Raw genomic sequence first — 17417 nt, forward strand, 5'->3', positions numbered from 1 at the left:
GGTGTCAGGCGCCCGCCTTGGTTAGGGTGCATTTCATGACCGGTTGCAGTGCCGCCGGCAGGAAGCGCAGCGCGCGCGACAGGCCGCTGCGCACGATGGCCGAAGCCACCCAGGCGATGGCTTCGCCGCGTCGCGCGGCGAAGCCGGGATCGTGCGCCGCACGTTCGAAGAAGGTCGCCAGCAGCGTGCGGTCGAAGCTGCAGGCGAGGTCGGTGTGCTTGCGGCAAACACGACCCACCTGGAGTACGTTGATCCAGTTGAGCGAATGCCAGGTGCCCTGCGGGTCGGGAACCGCCTTGGACGCCAGGATGCGGCGTCCGAGGACCTTTTCGGTCAGCCGTTTGGAGCCCAGGGTGGGCATGTTGAAGTGAGGCTCGTACGGGAAGAGATAGTTCGGGCAGATGAACAGGTAGCTGGCGCCGGGCCGCAGCGCGCGGCCGACGCAGGCGATCGCCTCCGGCACGCTACCCACATGCTCCATCACGTTCAACGAAAACGCGAAATCGTAGCGCGAGACTTCCTGCAGATCCTCGACGGGGATGGGCAGGACCCGGGGGCCAACGCCGCGGCTGCGAGCAAACGCGAGGACCACGTCCTGCAACTCGGCGAAGCCGGAAAAGCCGTGCCCGATCGGCTCCAGCGCATGGACCTCGTAGCCCAGCGCCCGCAGGTGGCAGCTCATGAGCATCAGCCCGGCGCCGACTTCCAGGATGGCCGCGCCGGGCGGAAGTTCACGCAAGCGGGCGTCGATGGACTGGCGCGCGAACTTCGCTTCTTGCACGAAGACGTCCAGCAGTGGCGTCAACGCGGGCCGGTGCTGCGCGACGTGGTCCGCCACCTCCGCCAGGAAGGCGACGAGGCCGCCGTCGGCGCTATCGGACGCCTCAGGCGCGGCTGACAAGGACGACTCCCAGGATGATGAGAAAGATGCCTGCCAGCTTCATCGCCGGGAGCGGGTCATGAAACAGCAGCGCACTGGCGAGCGTGACGATGGCGATGATCAGCCCGATGTAGAGGGGAAACGCCAGCGAGACATCGAACCTCTCCACTACGAACATCCACGCGACCGCGCCGACCAGCGCCGCGATGTAGGCCGACGCGATCCACGGGTCGGTGAGGTAGAACCAAGCCCGGGTTAGCTTGTCGGGGGGCAAGGTGGCATGGGCCGCCAGGTGGCGGAGCCGCCAGGCGCTCATGAGCTGGCTGTAGGCCACGAGGAGGATCGTGGGCAGCGCATGGAGGATGACGCTCAAGCCGGTGCCTCCCATTCGGCGAGGCCGAACCCCGTGGCCCCGTAACCGTTGCCGTTGTACAGCAGCAGCAGGCGGTCGTCGTGCCGCCAAGCATAGGGGTACTCGATCATCTCGCTGTCCCAGCCTTCCGCTGACGGCTCGATATCCCGCGGCAGCAGGCGCCAGTTCATCAGGTCGTCGCTCGCGGCGGCGCCGATCCAATAAGCCTCGCCGGCGCCGGAGCGGCACGAGAACCACATGCGCCAGGCGCCGTCATCCAGTCGTGCAACGCTTGGTCGCGAGAATGCCTGCGCCTGGCCGATGGCGTAAGGGACGGCTGGTCCCTCCAGGGACCAGCCGTGGCCGTCCTTCGACACGGCGCCGTGCAGGGCGTGGAGCATCTCGCCATTGCCCGCGTCCCATGAGTGCGTCGAGCCGTACCACATCCGGTAACCGCCCTGCGCATCCCGCATGACCCAGGGATAGGAGACGCTGATCGGGTCGGTTGCGCTCAGGCCCAGCCACACGCCGGCGGGATCGAGGTGCAGCATCAGATCGTCGGCAACTCGGAAGCGGCCCAGTTCGCCCCACCAATGCTGGCCGGACGGAGCACGCCAGCCCATGAAGGGCAGGAACATCCCTTCGGGAGTGTCGTAGAGGTTGCCGATGCTGATGCCGTCCGCGTAAAAGCTCCCGTCGGGGCCGTGGACGAATGCGGGTTCATCGCAAGTGCGCAGGATGGCGCCGCTGCCGATGTCCAGGTCGACCCAGCCGACTGATGAGCGATTGCGGTGGTCGCGGCCGTTGAACAGCACCCTGTACCGGTCTCCGCCGAGAGGCACCGGAACCGGATTTGCCGCATGGGTCAGCAACTTGTCGTGAAGCGGCCGAGGCTCGTAGAGCCGGCCGAGTTTGCGCCAGGCCATCTGGGGGTCAGAGACGTCGCAGGCGGGTGCTGGGCACCCGGGAACGCTCGGTGGCCAGGGGGGAGTAGACCCCTTCCGGTTCGCAGTCCGCGAGCACCAATGCGCCTGCACCGAGCACGCATCGTGCCCCGACCTTCACATGGTCGCGGATCGTCACGTTCACGCCGATGAAGGACGATTCGCCGACCTCGACGCCGCCCGACACGACGATGTGCGACGCGAGGAAGCAATGGTCGGAAATGCGGCTGTGGTGGCCGATGTGATTGCCGCTCCACAGCGTCACGTTGTCGCCGATGCTGCAGAACGGCTGGAGGGTGTTGTCCTCGAGGATGAAGGCGTGCTCGCCGATGCGGTGGTCGTTGAGGACCGTCGCACGCGAGCTGACGTAGCTGGCGACTCGATAGCCGAGAGCCTTGCCGGCCAGGTACTTCGTCTTGCGAACCTCGTTCAACTTGCTGTATGACAGCGCCGCGAAGAAGGCGTGCTGCTCCGGAGCGAAAGTGCGTGCAGCCTCCTCGAAGGCGACCACCGGTCTGCCCTGGAAGTTCGGCTCCTTCACATACTCGCCGTCGACGGTGAATGCCGCCACTTCGTACGGCGAATCACGGTCGAAGTAGAAGCTGGCGAGTTCCGCTATGTCGCCCGTTCCAAAAATGACCAGGGGCTGCTTCATCTATGGACATCCTGCCTGACGATGACCGTGAATTCGTACAGGCCGTAGTCATGCAGCAGCGCGACCTGGTGCGAGTACCTTCTCTTGCAATGGTCGAACACGCGCATCGGGTCGGCGTAATAGAGATGCGGCTTCATCAGGGGCCGGTCGGAGTAGGAGGTCAGGCAGTTGAACGCGAACCCACGGAGGCTCGTCGCATGAAGGGAGTCCAGTGCGCCGACGATGACTTCCCACCACGACTCGTCGGACGAATCCAGCCGCACGTTGAAGATGCCACTGGCGACGCCGTAGTCTGCCGGCGCGTCCGGCGCCGCCCCGACGGCGAACCGCGTGCGGGGCCGCGCTCCATGCCGCGCGGTGGCTTCCTGCACCATGGCCGGGACGAGATCGAATCCGGCGTAGGCCTGGCCGGGCGCAATGCGATCGAACTCGTCCAGCAGGGCGCCGTAGCCGCAGCCCAGATCGTTGATGGAGCCGGGACCGTCGCGCTCAAGAACCTTCAGCAGCTGTCGAAAGCGGGTGAACTGGCTCTCGGCACCGTTCCAGTCGACGCCCTGGGGCGTCGCACCGTGTTCCCGCAGCCTGCCGCCGTAGTAGCCGGCGACTTCGTCCAATGGGGATCCGTTCATGCGGACCGCCTGAAGACATCGCGCACGATGCTGTACGGCCTGCGCTTGGCCTCCACGAACACTTTTGAAAGATAGATGCCGATCACACCCATGAAAGAAACCATCAGGCCGCCAAGCAGCCACACCGAAGCGATCAGGGAGGTGTAGCCGCTGACCGGCGTGGCCGCGGTCAGCCGCACGTACACGGCGTAGGCGATGTATGCCAGCGCGAACACCAGGATCGTGACGCCCACATAGAAGATGCCGACCAGCGGCGCACTGCTGAACGAAGTGATCGAATTGACGAGCAGCGACACTTTGTGTCCCAAGGTGTACGTGGTCTCGCTGTGCGACAGCTTCTCCACCGGTTCCGCGCGTTGGTCGAATCCGGTGAGGTGCCACAGTCCGGCGATGAAGAACTCGCGCTCGTCGTGCAGCACCAGGGACTTCATGTAACGGCGCGACATCAGGCGGGCCGTCACGACGTTCCTTGGAAGGGCCACGCCCGTGACGAGCCGGAACAGCCCGTAGAACCACGTGCCCGTGACTTGCTCGAAACGCCCGCCCTTGCGTTCGACCTGCACGCCATAAACCACGTCGCACTTTTCCTCGTGCATGCGCCGCGCGAAAGACTCCAGCCACTCCGGCAGCTCTTCCAGGTCGCTGTCGATCAGGAACACGTACTCGCCCTCGGCATGGGCCAGGCCCGTCATCATGGCCTTGTGGTGCCCGAAATTGCGCGACAGATCGACGATGACCACGTGCGGATCGGCCAGGTGCTCCGAGATGGCCAGCTGCAGGCTGTCATCCGGCGAGCCGTCGTTCACCAGGATGATTTCGTAGTCGTCTCCTGCGAACGCACGCGCCTGCGCCGATACCCGGGCACAGAAATCACGGATGTACGGCGCGGAACGGTAAAGGGTCGAAACGACGGACAGCTTCATTTGCGCGCAAATTTTAGGTGCCGCGCCGCATCCTGGCCGCAATTGAACAAAAGGTCCACGACGCTCACGTTGGGCACGAACTCGCCCCACAGCTGCGGATAGGGCGAGTAGCCGGAATAGTCGAACCACTCGACCGCGATGCCGAGCGCCGCGAAAACGGATTCGTCCAGGTAGCCCTTCGCCGCCGGACCGGAGACGTAGACGTTGGCGCCGGCTTGCTGCGCTATGCGTGCAAGCCGCTCCGACTTGTCTCCCGCCAGTTCGTAGGAACCGCTGTCGCTCAGTCGCGTGGAGATGTGCAGGCGAGCCGCGACCGCCCCCAGGAAGCGGCGGTTCAGCGCCGAAAGCATGTCCGGAGGCGCCTCGTACAGCGTCCGCAGCCATTCCATGGTCTGCCCGAAAAAAGGCGCCCGGCGGTAGTTGAGCGAAAGCGCCTTCACGTGGTCTGCCGCCCAGTCGGCCGACGCTTCGATCTCGGTTTCTCGGATGGCCTGGGAATACTTGCCCTTCACGCGCACCGGGACCGTCAGCCACTGCAGTCCTTGGGGCGTCTTGATCTGGTTGCGATTGCGCCAGTCCCGGCGCGTGTACTGGACGTCGTCGTACAGGACGAATTCGTCGACGGACGCCATGAGGTCGAAATAGCCTCGCCACGGGATGTAGTTGGACTGGACGATTGCAACGCGGCGGCTCATGGCATTCCTGTTCGGGCCCGTTCGCAGGCGGCGAGGGCCTGATCGAGGGGACGGGTGGGACGGAAGAACACCACTTCAGAGGCTTCGGACTGGTGGTTGGGCGGCAGCAAGGCGTGTACCGCCGGGTGGTAGTCGCGAGCAAGGTCAGAACCGCCGGCCGACAACAGGGATGGATCGAGGCGCCTCGATCCTGCCGGTTCGGTGATCACCCAGGCGCGCGCAAACTCGTCGCAGCCGACGCGCTGCAGCGCACGCCTTGCGCTCCGCTCGCTGCCCGGATACCCGCCGATCAGCCAGGCCTGGCCCAGGCTCGTGGCGCCGAGGGCGGCGAGGACGCCCGGCAAACGCCCCGTCAGATCCACGACACGTGTTCCTTGGCCAAGGCCGGCTGCGCGCGCCGCGGGGAGCAGGGAGTTCAGAAAGCCGGCTGTCGCAGCATCCGTTCTCAGCTCGCCCCGGCCCCCGATCTGGACGGGGTCGTTCTGCTTGGCCAGCGCGGCCGATTGGCGATACGGATGTGCCATCGAATAGGCCAAAAAGACCGTGATCAGAGCCAGCCCGAGCGAGGCGACGGCCACACCCCCGGAATCAGGCCGCCCGCCGTCATGTGAATGGCTGCCGCCCGTGGATATGGCACTGGCGAAAGCCGCCATCAGCCAGAAACAGCCGGCGAGGGCTGAAGTCGCCCAGAGATCGCTGCTGGTTCCGAACGCAAACCCGAAGGGGGCGAGCAGCAGCCAGCCAAAGCGTGCGAGGTGTTCGGGCCAGCTGCGGCGGGTATCCGGCTGCGCGCGTATGAAGAGCCAGGCTTGGACGACGGCTCCGCCGCCTGCGACGCCCAACAGCCACAGCCCGCGATAGCCGATGTTGGGGATGCCACGGACGATGCCGGTGAGCGCGCCAAGCGCGTAAACGGGACCCGCGATTGCCAGCAGCACGCCAGCCGCGCGCACGAGCCTTTTCTGGCTCCGCAGAAGGAGGAGAAGGACGGCGGTGAGCGCGAAGACCGCCGCGAGGCCCCTGATTTCGTTGCGGGCCATCTCGGGCCACACGAGCTGGAGCAGGCGCGACGAGCTGTACGCCGGCGAAAGTACCTGCGCGTCTTCGAGCCCCAACGCCACGCGCTGCACGAAGGCCTGCACGGATCCTGCAATCAGCCAGCAGGAAGTGATGGCGAGGCCGGCCAGCCAGGCCGAGAGCCAGGCGATGCGCCGGAGCGTCAGCAGACCGGCTACGGCAAGGTAGGTGGCGGTCAGGAGGAACAGGACGGCCGCGGTGGTCGGTTTCGCCAGGAAGGTCACCCAGCCGCCCGCAGCGACGAGCAGCAAGTTGGCCGCGTCCGCGCGTCCCTCCGTTTTCCGCAGTCCGAATTGCCCCACGCCCGCGAGCAGCAGCCCCTGCAGCGCCAAGGAGTTGTAGCTGGGGGTGGGCAGCCACAGCAGCAGTAGGCAAAGGGAAGACGCCGCGAGGATGAAGGCCCCCCCGTGCCGCAAGGCGGGGTCGGTACGCACTTCGCGTGGGCCCGCCGCCAGTCGGAGGCCGAGCCCCCAAGCCAGCAGTGCGGTGAGCAGCAGGTTCGCACGCCTCAGGCCGGCCAGGTCGCCGTTCAGGATGTCGTGGAGCGGGTGGTAAGCAAATCCGAACTGGGTCACCGACGCCGGGTAAACCCCGGGATGCGCCAACCACTGCAGGTAGAGACCCTCATCACTGAAGTCCAGGCCAACGCCGCAGAGCCATAGCGCCCGCACCAGCAGAACCAGCGCCAGCACGCAACCGGTACCGGATACAAGAAAAAAGCGGGGGGCCGTCATGGATCGGTGTGGATGGGCGAGCGGCCCGGACATCGGGAAGATCTGGGGGCCGTCGCGACCGTCGATTGCGCGCGTGGGTTCGGCGAGCGCGAGATGGTAACAAGTCTGTCTGGATGGACATGTCTCGCACGGTTACCGGGCAAGGTGCGCCGCATCTGGATGCGATAATGATGGGTTGCCAGTAATTGAGCCGCCGATGCGGCATCACCGAGGTATGGATAGAAAAATCGCAGTGGTGGGCCTCGGCTACGTGGGGTTGCCGGTGGCTGTGGCCTTCGGCCAGACTCACCCGGTCGTCGGCTTCGACATCAAGGCCCAGCGCATCGCCGAACTCCAGTCAGGCAAGGACAGCACCGACGAGGTGGCTGAGGCCGAACTGGCCCGGGCGCGAATCCGCTACACCCGGGAGATCGAGGACCTGAAGGCCTGCGATTTCTTCATCGTCGCCGTGCCTACGCCGGTGGACACCGGCAACAAGCCGGACCTTTCCCCGCTGATCAGCGCTTCCCGCTCGGTCGGGCAGGCGTTGAAAAAGGGCGACATCGTGGTGTACGAATCCACGGTTTACCCTGGTGCGACGGAAGAAGACTGCATCCCCGTGCTGGAGCAGGTGTCGGGCCTGAAATACGGTACCGATTTCACCGTGGGCTACAGCCCCGAGCGAATCAACCCGGGCGATCGCGAGCACACCTTTACCAAGATCCGCAAAATTGTCTCGGGTTCCGATGAACGCACGCTGGACGTCGTGGCCGAGGTGTACGGCTCGGTGGTTACCGCCGGCGTGCACCGCGCCAGCAGCCTGAAGGTGGCCGAAGCCGCCAAGGTGATCGAGAACACCCAGCGCGACCTGAACATCGCGCTGATGAACGAGCTGGCCGTGGTGTTCGAGCGCATGGGCATCGACACCCAGGAAGTGCTGGAAGCCGCCGGCAGCAAGTGGAACTTCCTGCCTTTCCGCCCGGGCCTGGTGGGCGGGCACTGCATCGGCGTGGACCCTTACTACCTGACGCACCAGGCCGAAAAGCTGGGGTACATCCCGCAGGTGATCCTGGCCGGCCGGCGCATCAACGACAACATGGGCCGCTACGTGGCACGCAGCGCCGTCAAGCAGATGACGCTGTGCAAGCACGACGTCTCCAAGGCAAAGGTCGGCGTGCTGGGCGTCACGTTCAAGGAAAACTGCCCCGACACCCGCAATTCCAAGGTCGTCGACATCGTGCGGGAACTGCGCAGCTGGGGTATCGAAGTGGTCGTCTGCGACCCGCACGCCGACCCCCACGAGGTGGAGGAGGAATACGGCCTGAAGCTCGGCAAGGTGGACGCCGACCACAAGGTGGACGCGCTGGTGGTGGCCGTGTCGCACAAGGAATTCAAGGCCCTGACCTCGGCCCAGCTGCGCGCCATGGTGCGTCACGAGAAACCGGTGCTGGTCGACGTCAAGTCCATCTTCAAGCGCGCCGACCTGGAAGCCGCCGGCTTCACGGTCTGGCGCCTGTAACCGGAAAGCCAGCCAAATGAGCCAGCCGATCCAGGGCCGCAAGGTCCGCTTCGCCCTTGTGGGCTGCGGCCGCATCTCGAAGAACCACGTCGGGTCCATCCGCCAGCACGGCGACGACGCCGAACTCGTCTCGGTGTGCGACATCGACCCCGCTGCGCTGCAGGCCGCGGTGAAGGAAACGGGCGCCAAGGGCTACGCCGACATCGATTCGATGCTGGCCGAAACCAATGCCGACGTCGTCATCCTCACCACGCCCAGTGGCGTGCACCCGTCGCACGCGGTGAAGTGCGCCAAGGCCGGCTTCCACGTGCTGACCGAGAAGCCCATGGCCACCAAGTGGGAAGACGGCCTGCGCATGGTGCGCGCCTGCGATGAAGCCGGCGTGCGCCTGTTCGTCGTCAAGCAGAACCGTCGCAACGCCACGCTGCAGCTGCTGAAGAAGGCCATGGAGCAGAAGCGCTTCGGCCGCATCTACATGGTGACGCTCAACGTCTTCTGGCAGCGGCCCCAGCAGGGCTACTACGACCAGGCCAAGTGGCGCGGCACCTGGGAGCTGGATGGCGGCGCCTTCATGAACCAGGCCAGCCACTATGTGGATCTGCTGGAATGGCTGATCGGCCCCATCGAAAGCCTGCACGCCTACGCCGGCACGCTGGCGCGCGACATCGAAGCCGAAGACACCGGCGTGCTGTCGGTCAAGTGGCGCAGCGGCGCGCTGGGCTCGCTGAACGTCACCATGCTGACGTACCCGAAGAACCTGGAAGGCAGCATCACCATCCTCGGAGAAAAGGGTACCGTGCGCGTGGGCGGCGTGGCCGTCAACGAGATCCAGCACTGGGAATTCGAGGACCAGCAGCCCGAGGACGAACAGGTCAAGGCGGCCAGCTACGAGACCACCAGCGTTTACGGCTTCGGCCACCCGCTGTACTACCGCAACGTCATCGACGTCATGCGCGGCCAGGCCCAACCCGAAGTGGACGGCCGCGAAGGCCTGAAGTCGCTGGAAGTGCTGGTGGCGGCCTACCGTAGCGCGCGCGACGGCGTGCGCGTCAGCCTGCCGCTGGAGCTTTGATGGGCTACACCGTCCATCCGTCCGCCATCGTCGACGAAGGCGCGCAGATCGGCGAAGACAGCCGCGTGTGGCACTTCGTGCATGTCAGCCCCAAGGCTCGCATCGGCCAGCGCTGCTCGCTGGGCCAGGGCGTGTATGTGGGCAACGACGTGGTCATCGGCGACAACGTGAAGATCCAGAACAACGTGTCGGTCTACGACGCGGTGACGCTAGAAGACGACGTGTTCTGCGGCCCCAGCATGGTGTTCACCAACGTGTACAACCCCCGCTCGGCCGTGGTGCGCAAGGACGAATATCGCCGCACCCTGGTGAAGAAGGGCGCCACGCTGGGCGCCAACTGCACCATCGTGTGCGGCACCACCGTCGGCGAATACGCTTTCGTGGGCGCCGGCGCGGTGATCAACCGTGATGTGCCCGCGTTCGCGCTGATGGTGGGCGTGCCGGCCCGCCAGGCCGGCTGGATGAGCCGTTTCGGCGAACGCCTGCAGCTGCCGCTGCAAGGCGACGGCGAAGCCACCTGCCCGCACACGGGCGACAAGTACCGCCTGCGCGAAGGCAAGGTCACGCTGCTGGCCTGAACCACGAACGAGGGAACGACATGAACGCCATGCTCAAGGAAACGGCGCCGGAAAAGATCCAGTTCATCGACCTGAAGTCGCAGTACCGCGCGCTGAAGGAATCGATCGACGCCCGCATCCAGAAAGTGCTGGACCACGGCCAGTACATCCTGGGCCCCGAGGTCGCCGAGATGGAAGGCCAGCTGGCCGCCTATACCGGTTCCAAGCACGCCATCAGCTGCGCTTCGGGCACGGAGGCGCTGCTCATGTCGCTGATGGCGCTGGGCATCGGCCCTGGCGACGAGGTGATCACCACGCCGTTCACCTTCGCCGCCACGGCCGAGATGATCGTGCTGGCCGGCGCCAAGCCGGTGTACGTCGACATCGACCGCGACACCTGCCTGATCGACGTCACCAAGATCGAAGCCAAGATCACGCCGCGCACCAAGGCCATCATGCCGGTGTCGCTGTACGGCCAGGTGGCCGACATGGACGCCATCAACGCCATCGCCGAAAAGCACAAGCTGGCGGTCATCGAGGACGCGGCCCAGAGCTTCGGCGCCACCTACAAGGGCCGCAAGAGCTGCAACGTGTCCACCCTCGGCTGCACCAGCTTCTTTCCGAGCAAGCCGCTGGGCTGCTATGGCGACGGCGGGGCCATCTTCACGAACGATGATTTGCTGGCCAAGGCCCTGAAGGAAATCCGCACCCACGGCCAGGAGCGCCGCTACTACCACACGCGCATCGGCGTGGGCGGCCGCATGGACACGATCCAGTGCGCCGTGGTGCTGGGCAAGCTGGAGCGCTTCGGCTGGGAAATCGAGCGGCGCCTGGCGCTGGGCGACCTGTACGCGAAGAAGCTGGCCGGGCTGAAGAACGTCAAGCTGCTCACCGTGCGCGGCGACCGCGATTGCGTGTGGGCGCAGTACACGGTGTTCGTCGAGAATCGCGAAGCCGTCGTCAAGGCGCTGGCCGAGCAGGGTGTGCCGACCGCGGTGCACTACCCGTTGTCGCTGAATCGCCAGCCGGCTTACCGCGACGACGCTTCGGCCGCCGAGACCGTGAACAGCCACTGGGCTGCGGATCGGGTGATGAGCCTCCCGATGAGCGCGGATCTGACCGAAGCACAGATGGACCGCGTGGTCGCGGCGCTGGCCGCCTGCTGACCTCACCACTAGGAAACAAGCCTTCCATGTACAGGAATCACAAGGTCAGCGTCGTCGTCCCGGCGTACAACGAGGAAACCCAGATCGCGCGCGTGATCGAGACCATGCCGGCATTCGTCGACATGATCGTGATCATCAACGACTGCAGCCGGGACCGCACGTCCGAGGTGGTTCGCGCCCACCCCGGCCACGCCGCCGGCAAGGTGACGTTGCTGGAGCACGAGATCAACCAAGGCGTGGGTGGTGCGATCGCCACCGGCTACAAGTGGTCGCGCGACAACGGCTACGACATCTCGGTGGTGATGGCCGGCGACGGCCAGATGGACCCGCTGGACCTGCCCGCGATCCTCGACCCGGTGGTGGACGGCGAAGCCGACTACACCAAGGGCAATCGTCTGGTCACCGGCGAGGCGTTCCGCAAGATCCCGAAGGTCCGTTTCTTCGGCAACTCCGCGCTGTCGCTGCTGACCAAGATCGCCTCCGGTTACTGGCACGTGGCCGACTCCCAGACCGGTTATACGGCCATCAATCAGGCGGCGTTGCGCGCCATCGACTGGGACAACATGTACAAGCGCTATGGGCAGCCCAATGACCTGCTGGTCAAGCTGAACGTGGCGAACATGCGGGTTGTCGACGTGCCCATCGAGCCGGTCTACAACGTCGGCGAGAAGTCGGGCATCAAGATTCGCAAGGTGGTGTTCACCATCGGGTCGCTGCTCGTGCGCCTGTTCTTCTGGCGGCTGAAGGAGAAGTACATCATCAGGAACTTCCATCCGCTGGTGTTCTTCTACGCCTTCGGGTTCATGGGCCTGGCGATCAGTGCCTTGTTGTTCGTCCGCCTCATCGCCCTCTGGATCACCCAGGGAAGCGTGCCTGAAATCACCCTCTTCGGCTGCATGTTCTCGTTTTCGCTCAGCTTCAACTCGCTGTTCTTTGCGATGTGGTTCGACTACGACGAGAACAAGCACCTGAACCCGCCGCTGAAGCATCGCGACGTCCGCCAGCGATCCCTCAAGGCGGATTGACGGATGAAGTCCCTGATAGAGCGCGCGGTGCACAGCTTGCGGCACCAGAAGCTGTCGCGTGATATTGCCTTCACGCTGGGCAGCTTCGTGGTGCTGGCGGTCAGCGGCATCGTCATCAACATTGTTGTGACCGCGTTGCGTGACGCGGCGGCGTTGGGCGTCTTCAACCTCGCATACGCCGTCTACATCGTTGCATCGCAATTCGCAGTCTGGGGGTTGCACTACTCGGTGCTGCGCCATGCCGCGTTCTACGAGAAGGATGCGGTCGAGCGCGGTCACATGCTGGTGACGGCTTCAGCCTGCGCGCTGGGCATGGGTGTAGTGGCTGCGGTCGCCGTCGCGCTGGCCGAGCCGCTGTTCCAGCGCGCCTTCTCTAGTGAAGCAACGGGTGCGGCCATCCGCAACGCGTCGATCGGCTTGCTGCTTTTTCCGCTGAACAAGGTACTGCTCGCTTATCTGAATGGCTTGCGGCTGATGAAAGCTTTCTCAGTTCTGCAGGGCCTTCGCTACCTGATCGTGATGATCGCCGTGGCCGCAATCGCGGCCTCGTCGCTGCCGATCGAGATGACGACCTTCTGCTTCGTCGTCGCCGAGCTCGTCACCGCATTGGCGGCGGTCGCTTACCTCGGCGCGCGGGGCTTGCTGCATCACCTGCGGGTGACGCGGGCCTGGGTCAGGCGCCACTATGTATTCGGCACCAAGGGTCTGGCCGCTGGCATGTTCGCCGAGGTGAACTCGCGCGTCGACGTATTGATGATCGGCTTCTTCCTGTCGGACCGCGCGACGGGCATCTACAGCTTCGCCGCGATGCTGGTCGACGGCCTGTATCACGTGCTTGCCATGGTGCGTATCAATTTCAATCCCATGCTCGTGGGCGCGCTCCGCGACCGCGATTGGGCAGCGGCGCTCAAACTCCGGGAGCAATCCCGCGTATTCGTCCTTCCGGTTACGCTGGTGCTGGGTATAGGGCTCCTCGTGGCGTATTGGGTCTTGGCCGGCCTGATCATGCCGGCCGAGAAGGGGTTGATGGAGGGCATGCCTTCGCTGGCGATTCTCCTGGCTGGCCTGATCTGCGTTTCCTTTCTGGTGCCGTTCGACAATCTATTGATGGTCACGGGCCATCCGGGGTACCAGACCGGACAGCAGGTAGCCGCCGTGCTGGCAAACGTAGTAGTCGCATGGTGTCTGCTGCCCATCATGGGAATCGAGGGTGCGGCGCTTGGCACCGCGGCGAGCTACCTCGTGAGCACCGGCCTGCTGGTCTACTTGGCGCGGCGGGTCGTCGGCTGGAACCTGGTCGCAAACACTTTCAAGGGTTAGATATGTGCGGCATCTTCGGCTTGGTGGCAGGCGACGCAGCGGGTTTGGATCGCAACGCGTTCGACCGCATGCTCACCCGGCTATTCCTGCAGTCGGAATCGCGCGGCAAGGAAGCTGCGGGCGCGGCTTTCTGCACCGATGGCGCCATTGAGGTCATCCGGAAGGCGCTTCCAGCATCGGAACTGCTCGTGCAGGACGAATACGGTCGGTTCCGCGATCGGGCGCTGGCAGCGCTCGACGCGTCCCCGCGACGTCCACTGGCCGTCGTGGGCCACGCGCGTCTTGTGACGAACGGCTTGCAGGGCATCGATGCGAACAACCAGCCCGTGGTGAAGGGCGACGTCGTTTGCGTGCACAACGGCATCATCGTCAACGAGCCTCAGCTGTGGGCCGGTAACCCGGACTTGAGGAAGGCCAGCGACGTCGATACCGAGGTCGTGGCTGCGATGCTTGACCGCGAGATCGGTCGCGGCGCCAGCGCTGCCGACGCGGCACGCCGTGTCTTCGACCAGGTCTACGGCGAAGCGTCGCTGGCGGTGCTGTTCGCCGGCGGCGACGCCCTTCTCTTGTTGACCAACACCGGCTCACTGTTCGTGGTGCATAACCCGAGGCTGAAGGCGACCTTCTACTGTTCGGAGCTTGCAATCGCGCAACGCATCGTCAAGGATGCCGGTGAGGCTTGGGTGGGATGTGAGGTCATCCAGTTGCATGCCGGTACGGCCATGCTGGTGGACTTGAAGACTGCCGTGCTGGGCACCGCCTTTCGCGTTGTCGGTCAAACGGGCCCCGAGTCAGGTGACGCTGCGAAGCGGCCTGACGAAAGCCGCGCACCCCGCTCAATCACAACGAGTACGGACCTTACGTACAAGCGTTGGCTGAACCTGCGCCGATGCACTCGCTGCATCCTTCCGGAGACGATGCCGTACATTCGCTTCGACGAGCAAGGCGTATGCAACTACTGCCGCAACCATGCCAGGCACGTGCTCGCCGGTGAGGAGAAGTTGCTGCGATTGCTGGACGGCTATCGGAGCAAGGATGGCAGTGCCGATTGCCTGGTCGGCTTCAGTGGCGGCCGTGACAGCAGCTATGGGTTGCATCTGCTGAAGGCGAAGTACGGCATGAAACCGATCGCCTACACGTATGACTGGGGCATGGTCACCGACTTGGCGCGGCGAAACCAGGCACGGCTTTGCGGGAAGCTGGGCGTCGAGCACATCTGGGTTTCCGCAGACATCAAGGCCAAGCGCAAGAACGTCCGGCGCAACGTGGAGGCGTGGTTTCGCAAGCCTGAGCTCGGCATGGTCCCGCTCTTCATGGCCGGCGACAAACAGTTCATGTGGCACGCGAACCGGCTGATGAACGAGACCGGCCTAAAGCTGATGGTTTACTCGACCAACCACTTCGAGCGCACCGACTTCAAGACTGGCTTTTGTGGCGTAGCGCCGGCGTCTTCCGGGGTACGACTGAACCGGATGTCGGGCGCCGCCAAGGCGAAGCTGCTGGCGTACTACGTGCGCAACTATCTGACCAATCCGGGGTACCTGAACGGGTCGTTCAGCGACACGTTCACGGCGTTCCTGTCGTACTACTTCGTCAAGCAAGACTTCCTTTACTTGTTCGACTATGTGCGCTGGGACGAGCAGGAGATCAACCGGACGCTGGTCGAAGAGTACGACTGGGAACTCGCCAAGGACACGACGACGAGCTGGCGCATCGGGGACGGGACGGCGCCGTTCTACAACTACATCTATCAGACGGTAGCCGGTTTCAGCGAGTACGAGACCTTCCGCAGCAACCAGGTGCGCGAAGGCGTGATGACCCGTGAGGAAGCCATGCACCTTGTACGCGTCGAAAACCGACCTCGCATCGATTCGATCCGCGAGTATTGCGGGCTGATCGGTGTGGACTTCGACATCGCCATGCGTGTCATCGACAACGTCCCGAAGTTGTACTGAACTCATGCGCGACTTCACTCTCGAGCAGTACGCCGTTCTGGTTGACTTCCTGCGCGGCCAGGTCGGTCCGCTCTGCTCGGTGCTCCAGTGGAACCGCAACCGACCCGAGTGCGGCGTGCTCGTGCGCCACGATGTGGACCGGAAACCGGCGAATGCGCTAGCCATGGCGCGCCTCGAGGCCGCCCGTGGCATGTTCACGACCTACTACTTCCGCGTCGTGGGGAGCGCATGGGACGAAGATGTGATTCGCAAGGTGGCCGCGCTTGGCCATGAGGTGGGTTACCACTATGAGGATCTCACGCTTGCCCGTGGCGATTTTGGGCGTGCGCACGAGCTGTTCTCCGGCCATCTCGCGCGTCTGCGACGGCTGGCTCCGGTCTTGACCGTGACGATGCACGGCAGTCCGCTCTCGCCCCACAACAATATCGACATGTGGAATCAGGGTCACCGGGCCGACTACGGCCTTGAGGCGGATGCTTTCCTCGATGTCGACTATGCGGGTATGCCGTACTTCACCGATACCGGCCGCAGCTGGGGCGGCGGAGCGGCGAACCTGCGGGACAAGCCAGCGTCCGCAGGCGCTCCGCCGCAGATACGCACAAGCGCTGAACTGATGGCGTATGTCACTGGCGCCCGTCCGGTGCGGTTGGCGCTCTCCGCCCACCCGGAACGCTGGGCGAACGACCCGATCGACTGGTGTGCGCAGCTTGCCAAGGACACCGGCATCAATGCGGTGAAGCGGGTGCTGCGCGCTGTCCGGTGAGGTGTCGTCGAAGGGCGACTGACTGTGACCTTACGGCGCACACGCATTGAGTTCAGCCAAGGCAAGGAGGCAATTGATGGGAATTCCGTTCGTCCAGATGGTTTTGATCGGCCTACTTCCTTCTTTCCTGAAGGTCGGTTGGTACCGCTTGCGCGGCGCGCGCATCGGCAAGGGCGTCCGCATCGCCCCGCTTGCCGTCCTCGTTTCGGACGATATCGAGATCGGCGACGGGTGCCGCATCGGAATGGTGAGCTTCATCCGTGCTCGCAAGATCCGGCTAGGCAATCGCGTGCGCATCGGCACCATGGTCGCGATCGACACCGGCGAAGTGCATATTGGGCACGACAGTCAGGTCATGGAACAGTGCGTCGTCGGCGGCATGCTCACGCCCCGATCCACGTTGTTCATCGGTAGCCGGGTAAAAGTGTTCCCGTACTGTTTCCTCAATCCCACGGAGCCCATCGTGATCGAGGATGACGTGGGTGTCGGAGGCGACACTTACCTGTTCACGCATGGCTCGTGGCAGTCCGTGCTTGACGGGTTTCCGATCGGCTTTGGTCCCATCACGATCCGCAAGGGCGTATGGCTGCCGTGGCGCGTATTCATCCTGCCGAAGGTCGAGATTGGCGAATACGCCACGATCGGGGCCGGCGCAGTCATCAACCGCTCTGTGCCGCCGCGCGCGCTGGCAGCCGGGACGCCTGCGAAGGTGATCAGTGAAGATGGCAAGCACTTGCGGCTGCTCACGGAGGAACAGCGATGGGACAAGCTCGTTTCGATCATGAGCGAGCTCGCTGAATTCCTGACCTACCTCGGGCAACCTGCGAACGTCTCGGGATCGGGCAATGCGTACCTGCTCGATGCCGCCGCGGGAAACGGTGCTCCTCCAGCGCGGGTTGCCATCGTCAGCGGCGATGTGGCGATGCCTGCACGCGTCGATGTCCTTGTTTCGCTGACGGCACTCGACACCGACCGGAGTGCCGGTCTGGACGCGTTGGGCGTGGCTTGGTTCGATCTGGCCTCCGGCCGCACCAGTTTCGGCGCCAGCCCGATGGTGGAGCACGTCCGCAATTACCTGTCGCGGTACGGCGTTCGCTTCTCGGTTGTCACCGATCCGCCGTTCCTCGTCGCACAGGCTTGAGTCTTCGCCCAGATGATGCTGGTGCGTGCCC

Annotated in this window: 17 protein-coding genes; 9 read left to right on the forward strand and 8 right to left on the reverse strand. The window is 64.5% G+C overall.

The features are described from left to right. Positions 1-4: 4 nt before the first annotated feature. The 8 genes from EZ216_RS09190 to EZ216_RS09225 are packed head-to-tail and all read right to left on the reverse strand — an operon-like array spanning position 5 to position 6889. The gene (locus tag EZ216_RS09190) at positions 5-838 is read right to left on the reverse strand and encodes a class I SAM-dependent methyltransferase (protein ID WP_167772862.1); all 834 of its coding nucleotides are present in this window, start codon (positions 836-838) and stop codon (positions 5-7) included. Between the two features lie 46 nt (positions 839-884). Beyond that, positions 885-1253 (reverse strand): DMT family transporter, encoded by a 369-nt coding sequence (locus tag EZ216_RS09195; RefSeq protein ID WP_135249443.1) that lies wholly within the window; start codon positions 1251-1253, stop codon positions 885-887. Continuing rightward, positions 1250-2158, reverse strand: a complete 909-nt coding sequence (locus EZ216_RS09200) for a glycoside hydrolase family protein (RefSeq protein ID WP_135249444.1) — start codon at positions 2156-2158, stop codon at positions 1250-1252. The genes EZ216_RS09195 and EZ216_RS09200 overlap by 4 nt, the downstream gene beginning before the upstream one ends. 7 nt (positions 2159-2165) lie before the next feature. Beyond that, positions 2166-2831 (reverse strand): acetyltransferase, encoded by a 666-nt coding sequence (locus tag EZ216_RS09205; protein ID WP_135249445.1) that lies wholly within the window; start codon positions 2829-2831, stop codon positions 2166-2168. Further along, positions 2828-3445, reverse strand: coding sequence for a class I SAM-dependent methyltransferase (locus tag EZ216_RS09210; protein ID WP_439126727.1), 618 nt, complete (start codon positions 3443-3445; stop codon positions 2828-2830). The genes EZ216_RS09205 and EZ216_RS09210 overlap by 4 nt, the downstream gene beginning before the upstream one ends. Before the next feature lie 11 nt (positions 3446-3456). Continuing rightward, positions 3457-4383 (reverse strand): glycosyltransferase family 2 protein, encoded by a 927-nt coding sequence (locus tag EZ216_RS09215; RefSeq protein WP_135249447.1) that lies wholly within the window; start codon positions 4381-4383, stop codon positions 3457-3459. Beyond that, on the reverse strand, positions 4380-5078 hold the full coding sequence (locus EZ216_RS09220; protein ID WP_135249448.1) for a WbqC family protein: 699 nt from the start codon (positions 5076-5078) through the stop codon (positions 4380-4382). The genes EZ216_RS09215 and EZ216_RS09220 overlap by 4 nt, the downstream gene beginning before the upstream one ends. Next, positions 5075-6889, reverse strand: a complete 1815-nt coding sequence (locus EZ216_RS09225; protein ID WP_135249449.1) for a hypothetical protein — start codon at positions 6887-6889, stop codon at positions 5075-5077. Before EZ216_RS09225 ends, EZ216_RS09220 begins: the two co-directional genes overlap by 4 nt. A 214-nt stretch (positions 6890-7103) precedes the next feature. On the opposite strand from EZ216_RS09225, the gene EZ216_RS09230 reads away from it, so the two are divergent. The 9 genes from EZ216_RS09230 to EZ216_RS09270 all read left to right on the forward strand — a co-directional run bounded on the left by EZ216_RS09230 (position 7104) and on the right by EZ216_RS09270 (position 17386). Next, positions 7104-8387, forward strand: a complete 1284-nt coding sequence (locus tag EZ216_RS09230) for a nucleotide sugar dehydrogenase (protein ID WP_135249450.1) — start codon at positions 7104-7106, stop codon at positions 8385-8387. Between the two features lie 16 nt (positions 8388-8403). Beyond that, positions 8404-9459, forward strand: a complete 1056-nt coding sequence (locus tag EZ216_RS09235; protein ID WP_135249451.1) for a Gfo/Idh/MocA family protein — start codon at positions 8404-8406, stop codon at positions 9457-9459. Then, positions 9459-10037, forward strand: coding sequence for an acyltransferase (locus EZ216_RS09240; RefSeq protein ID WP_135249452.1), 579 nt, complete (start codon positions 9459-9461; stop codon positions 10035-10037). The genes EZ216_RS09235 and EZ216_RS09240 overlap by 1 nt, the downstream gene beginning before the upstream one ends. Before the next feature lie 56 nt (positions 10038-10093). After that, on the forward strand, positions 10094-11182 hold the full coding sequence (locus tag EZ216_RS09245; RefSeq protein WP_135249789.1) for a DegT/DnrJ/EryC1/StrS family aminotransferase: 1089 nt from the start codon (positions 10094-10096) through the stop codon (positions 11180-11182). Between the two features lie 26 nt (positions 11183-11208). After that, positions 11209-12207 carry a glycosyltransferase family 2 protein gene (locus EZ216_RS09250; RefSeq protein WP_135249453.1) on the forward strand — a complete coding sequence of 333 codons (999 nt, stop codon included), beginning with the start codon at positions 11209-11211 and terminating at the stop codon, positions 12205-12207. A gap of 3 nt (positions 12208-12210) precedes the next feature. Next, on the forward strand, positions 12211-13527 hold the full coding sequence (locus tag EZ216_RS09255) for an oligosaccharide flippase family protein (RefSeq protein WP_135249454.1): 1317 nt from the start codon (positions 12211-12213) through the stop codon (positions 13525-13527). Between the two features lie 2 nt (positions 13528-13529). Further along, a complete protein-coding gene (locus EZ216_RS09260; protein WP_135249455.1) occupies positions 13530-15482 on the forward strand; it encodes a hypothetical protein in 1953 nt (650 codons plus the stop codon). Between the two features lie 4 nt (positions 15483-15486). Next, the gene (locus EZ216_RS09265; RefSeq protein WP_135249456.1) at positions 15487-16245 is read left to right on the forward strand and encodes a hypothetical protein; all 759 of its coding nucleotides are present in this window, start codon (positions 15487-15489) and stop codon (positions 16243-16245) included. A gap of 76 nt (positions 16246-16321) precedes the next feature. Then, positions 16322-17386, forward strand: a complete 1065-nt coding sequence (locus EZ216_RS09270; protein ID WP_135249457.1) for an acyltransferase — start codon at positions 16322-16324, stop codon at positions 17384-17386. Positions 17387-17417: the final 31 nt, after the last annotated feature.

Source organism: Ramlibacter humi (genome assembly GCF_004681975.1).
In the GTDB taxonomy this organism is placed as follows: domain Bacteria; phylum Pseudomonadota; class Gammaproteobacteria; order Burkholderiales; family Burkholderiaceae_C; genus Ramlibacter; species Ramlibacter humi.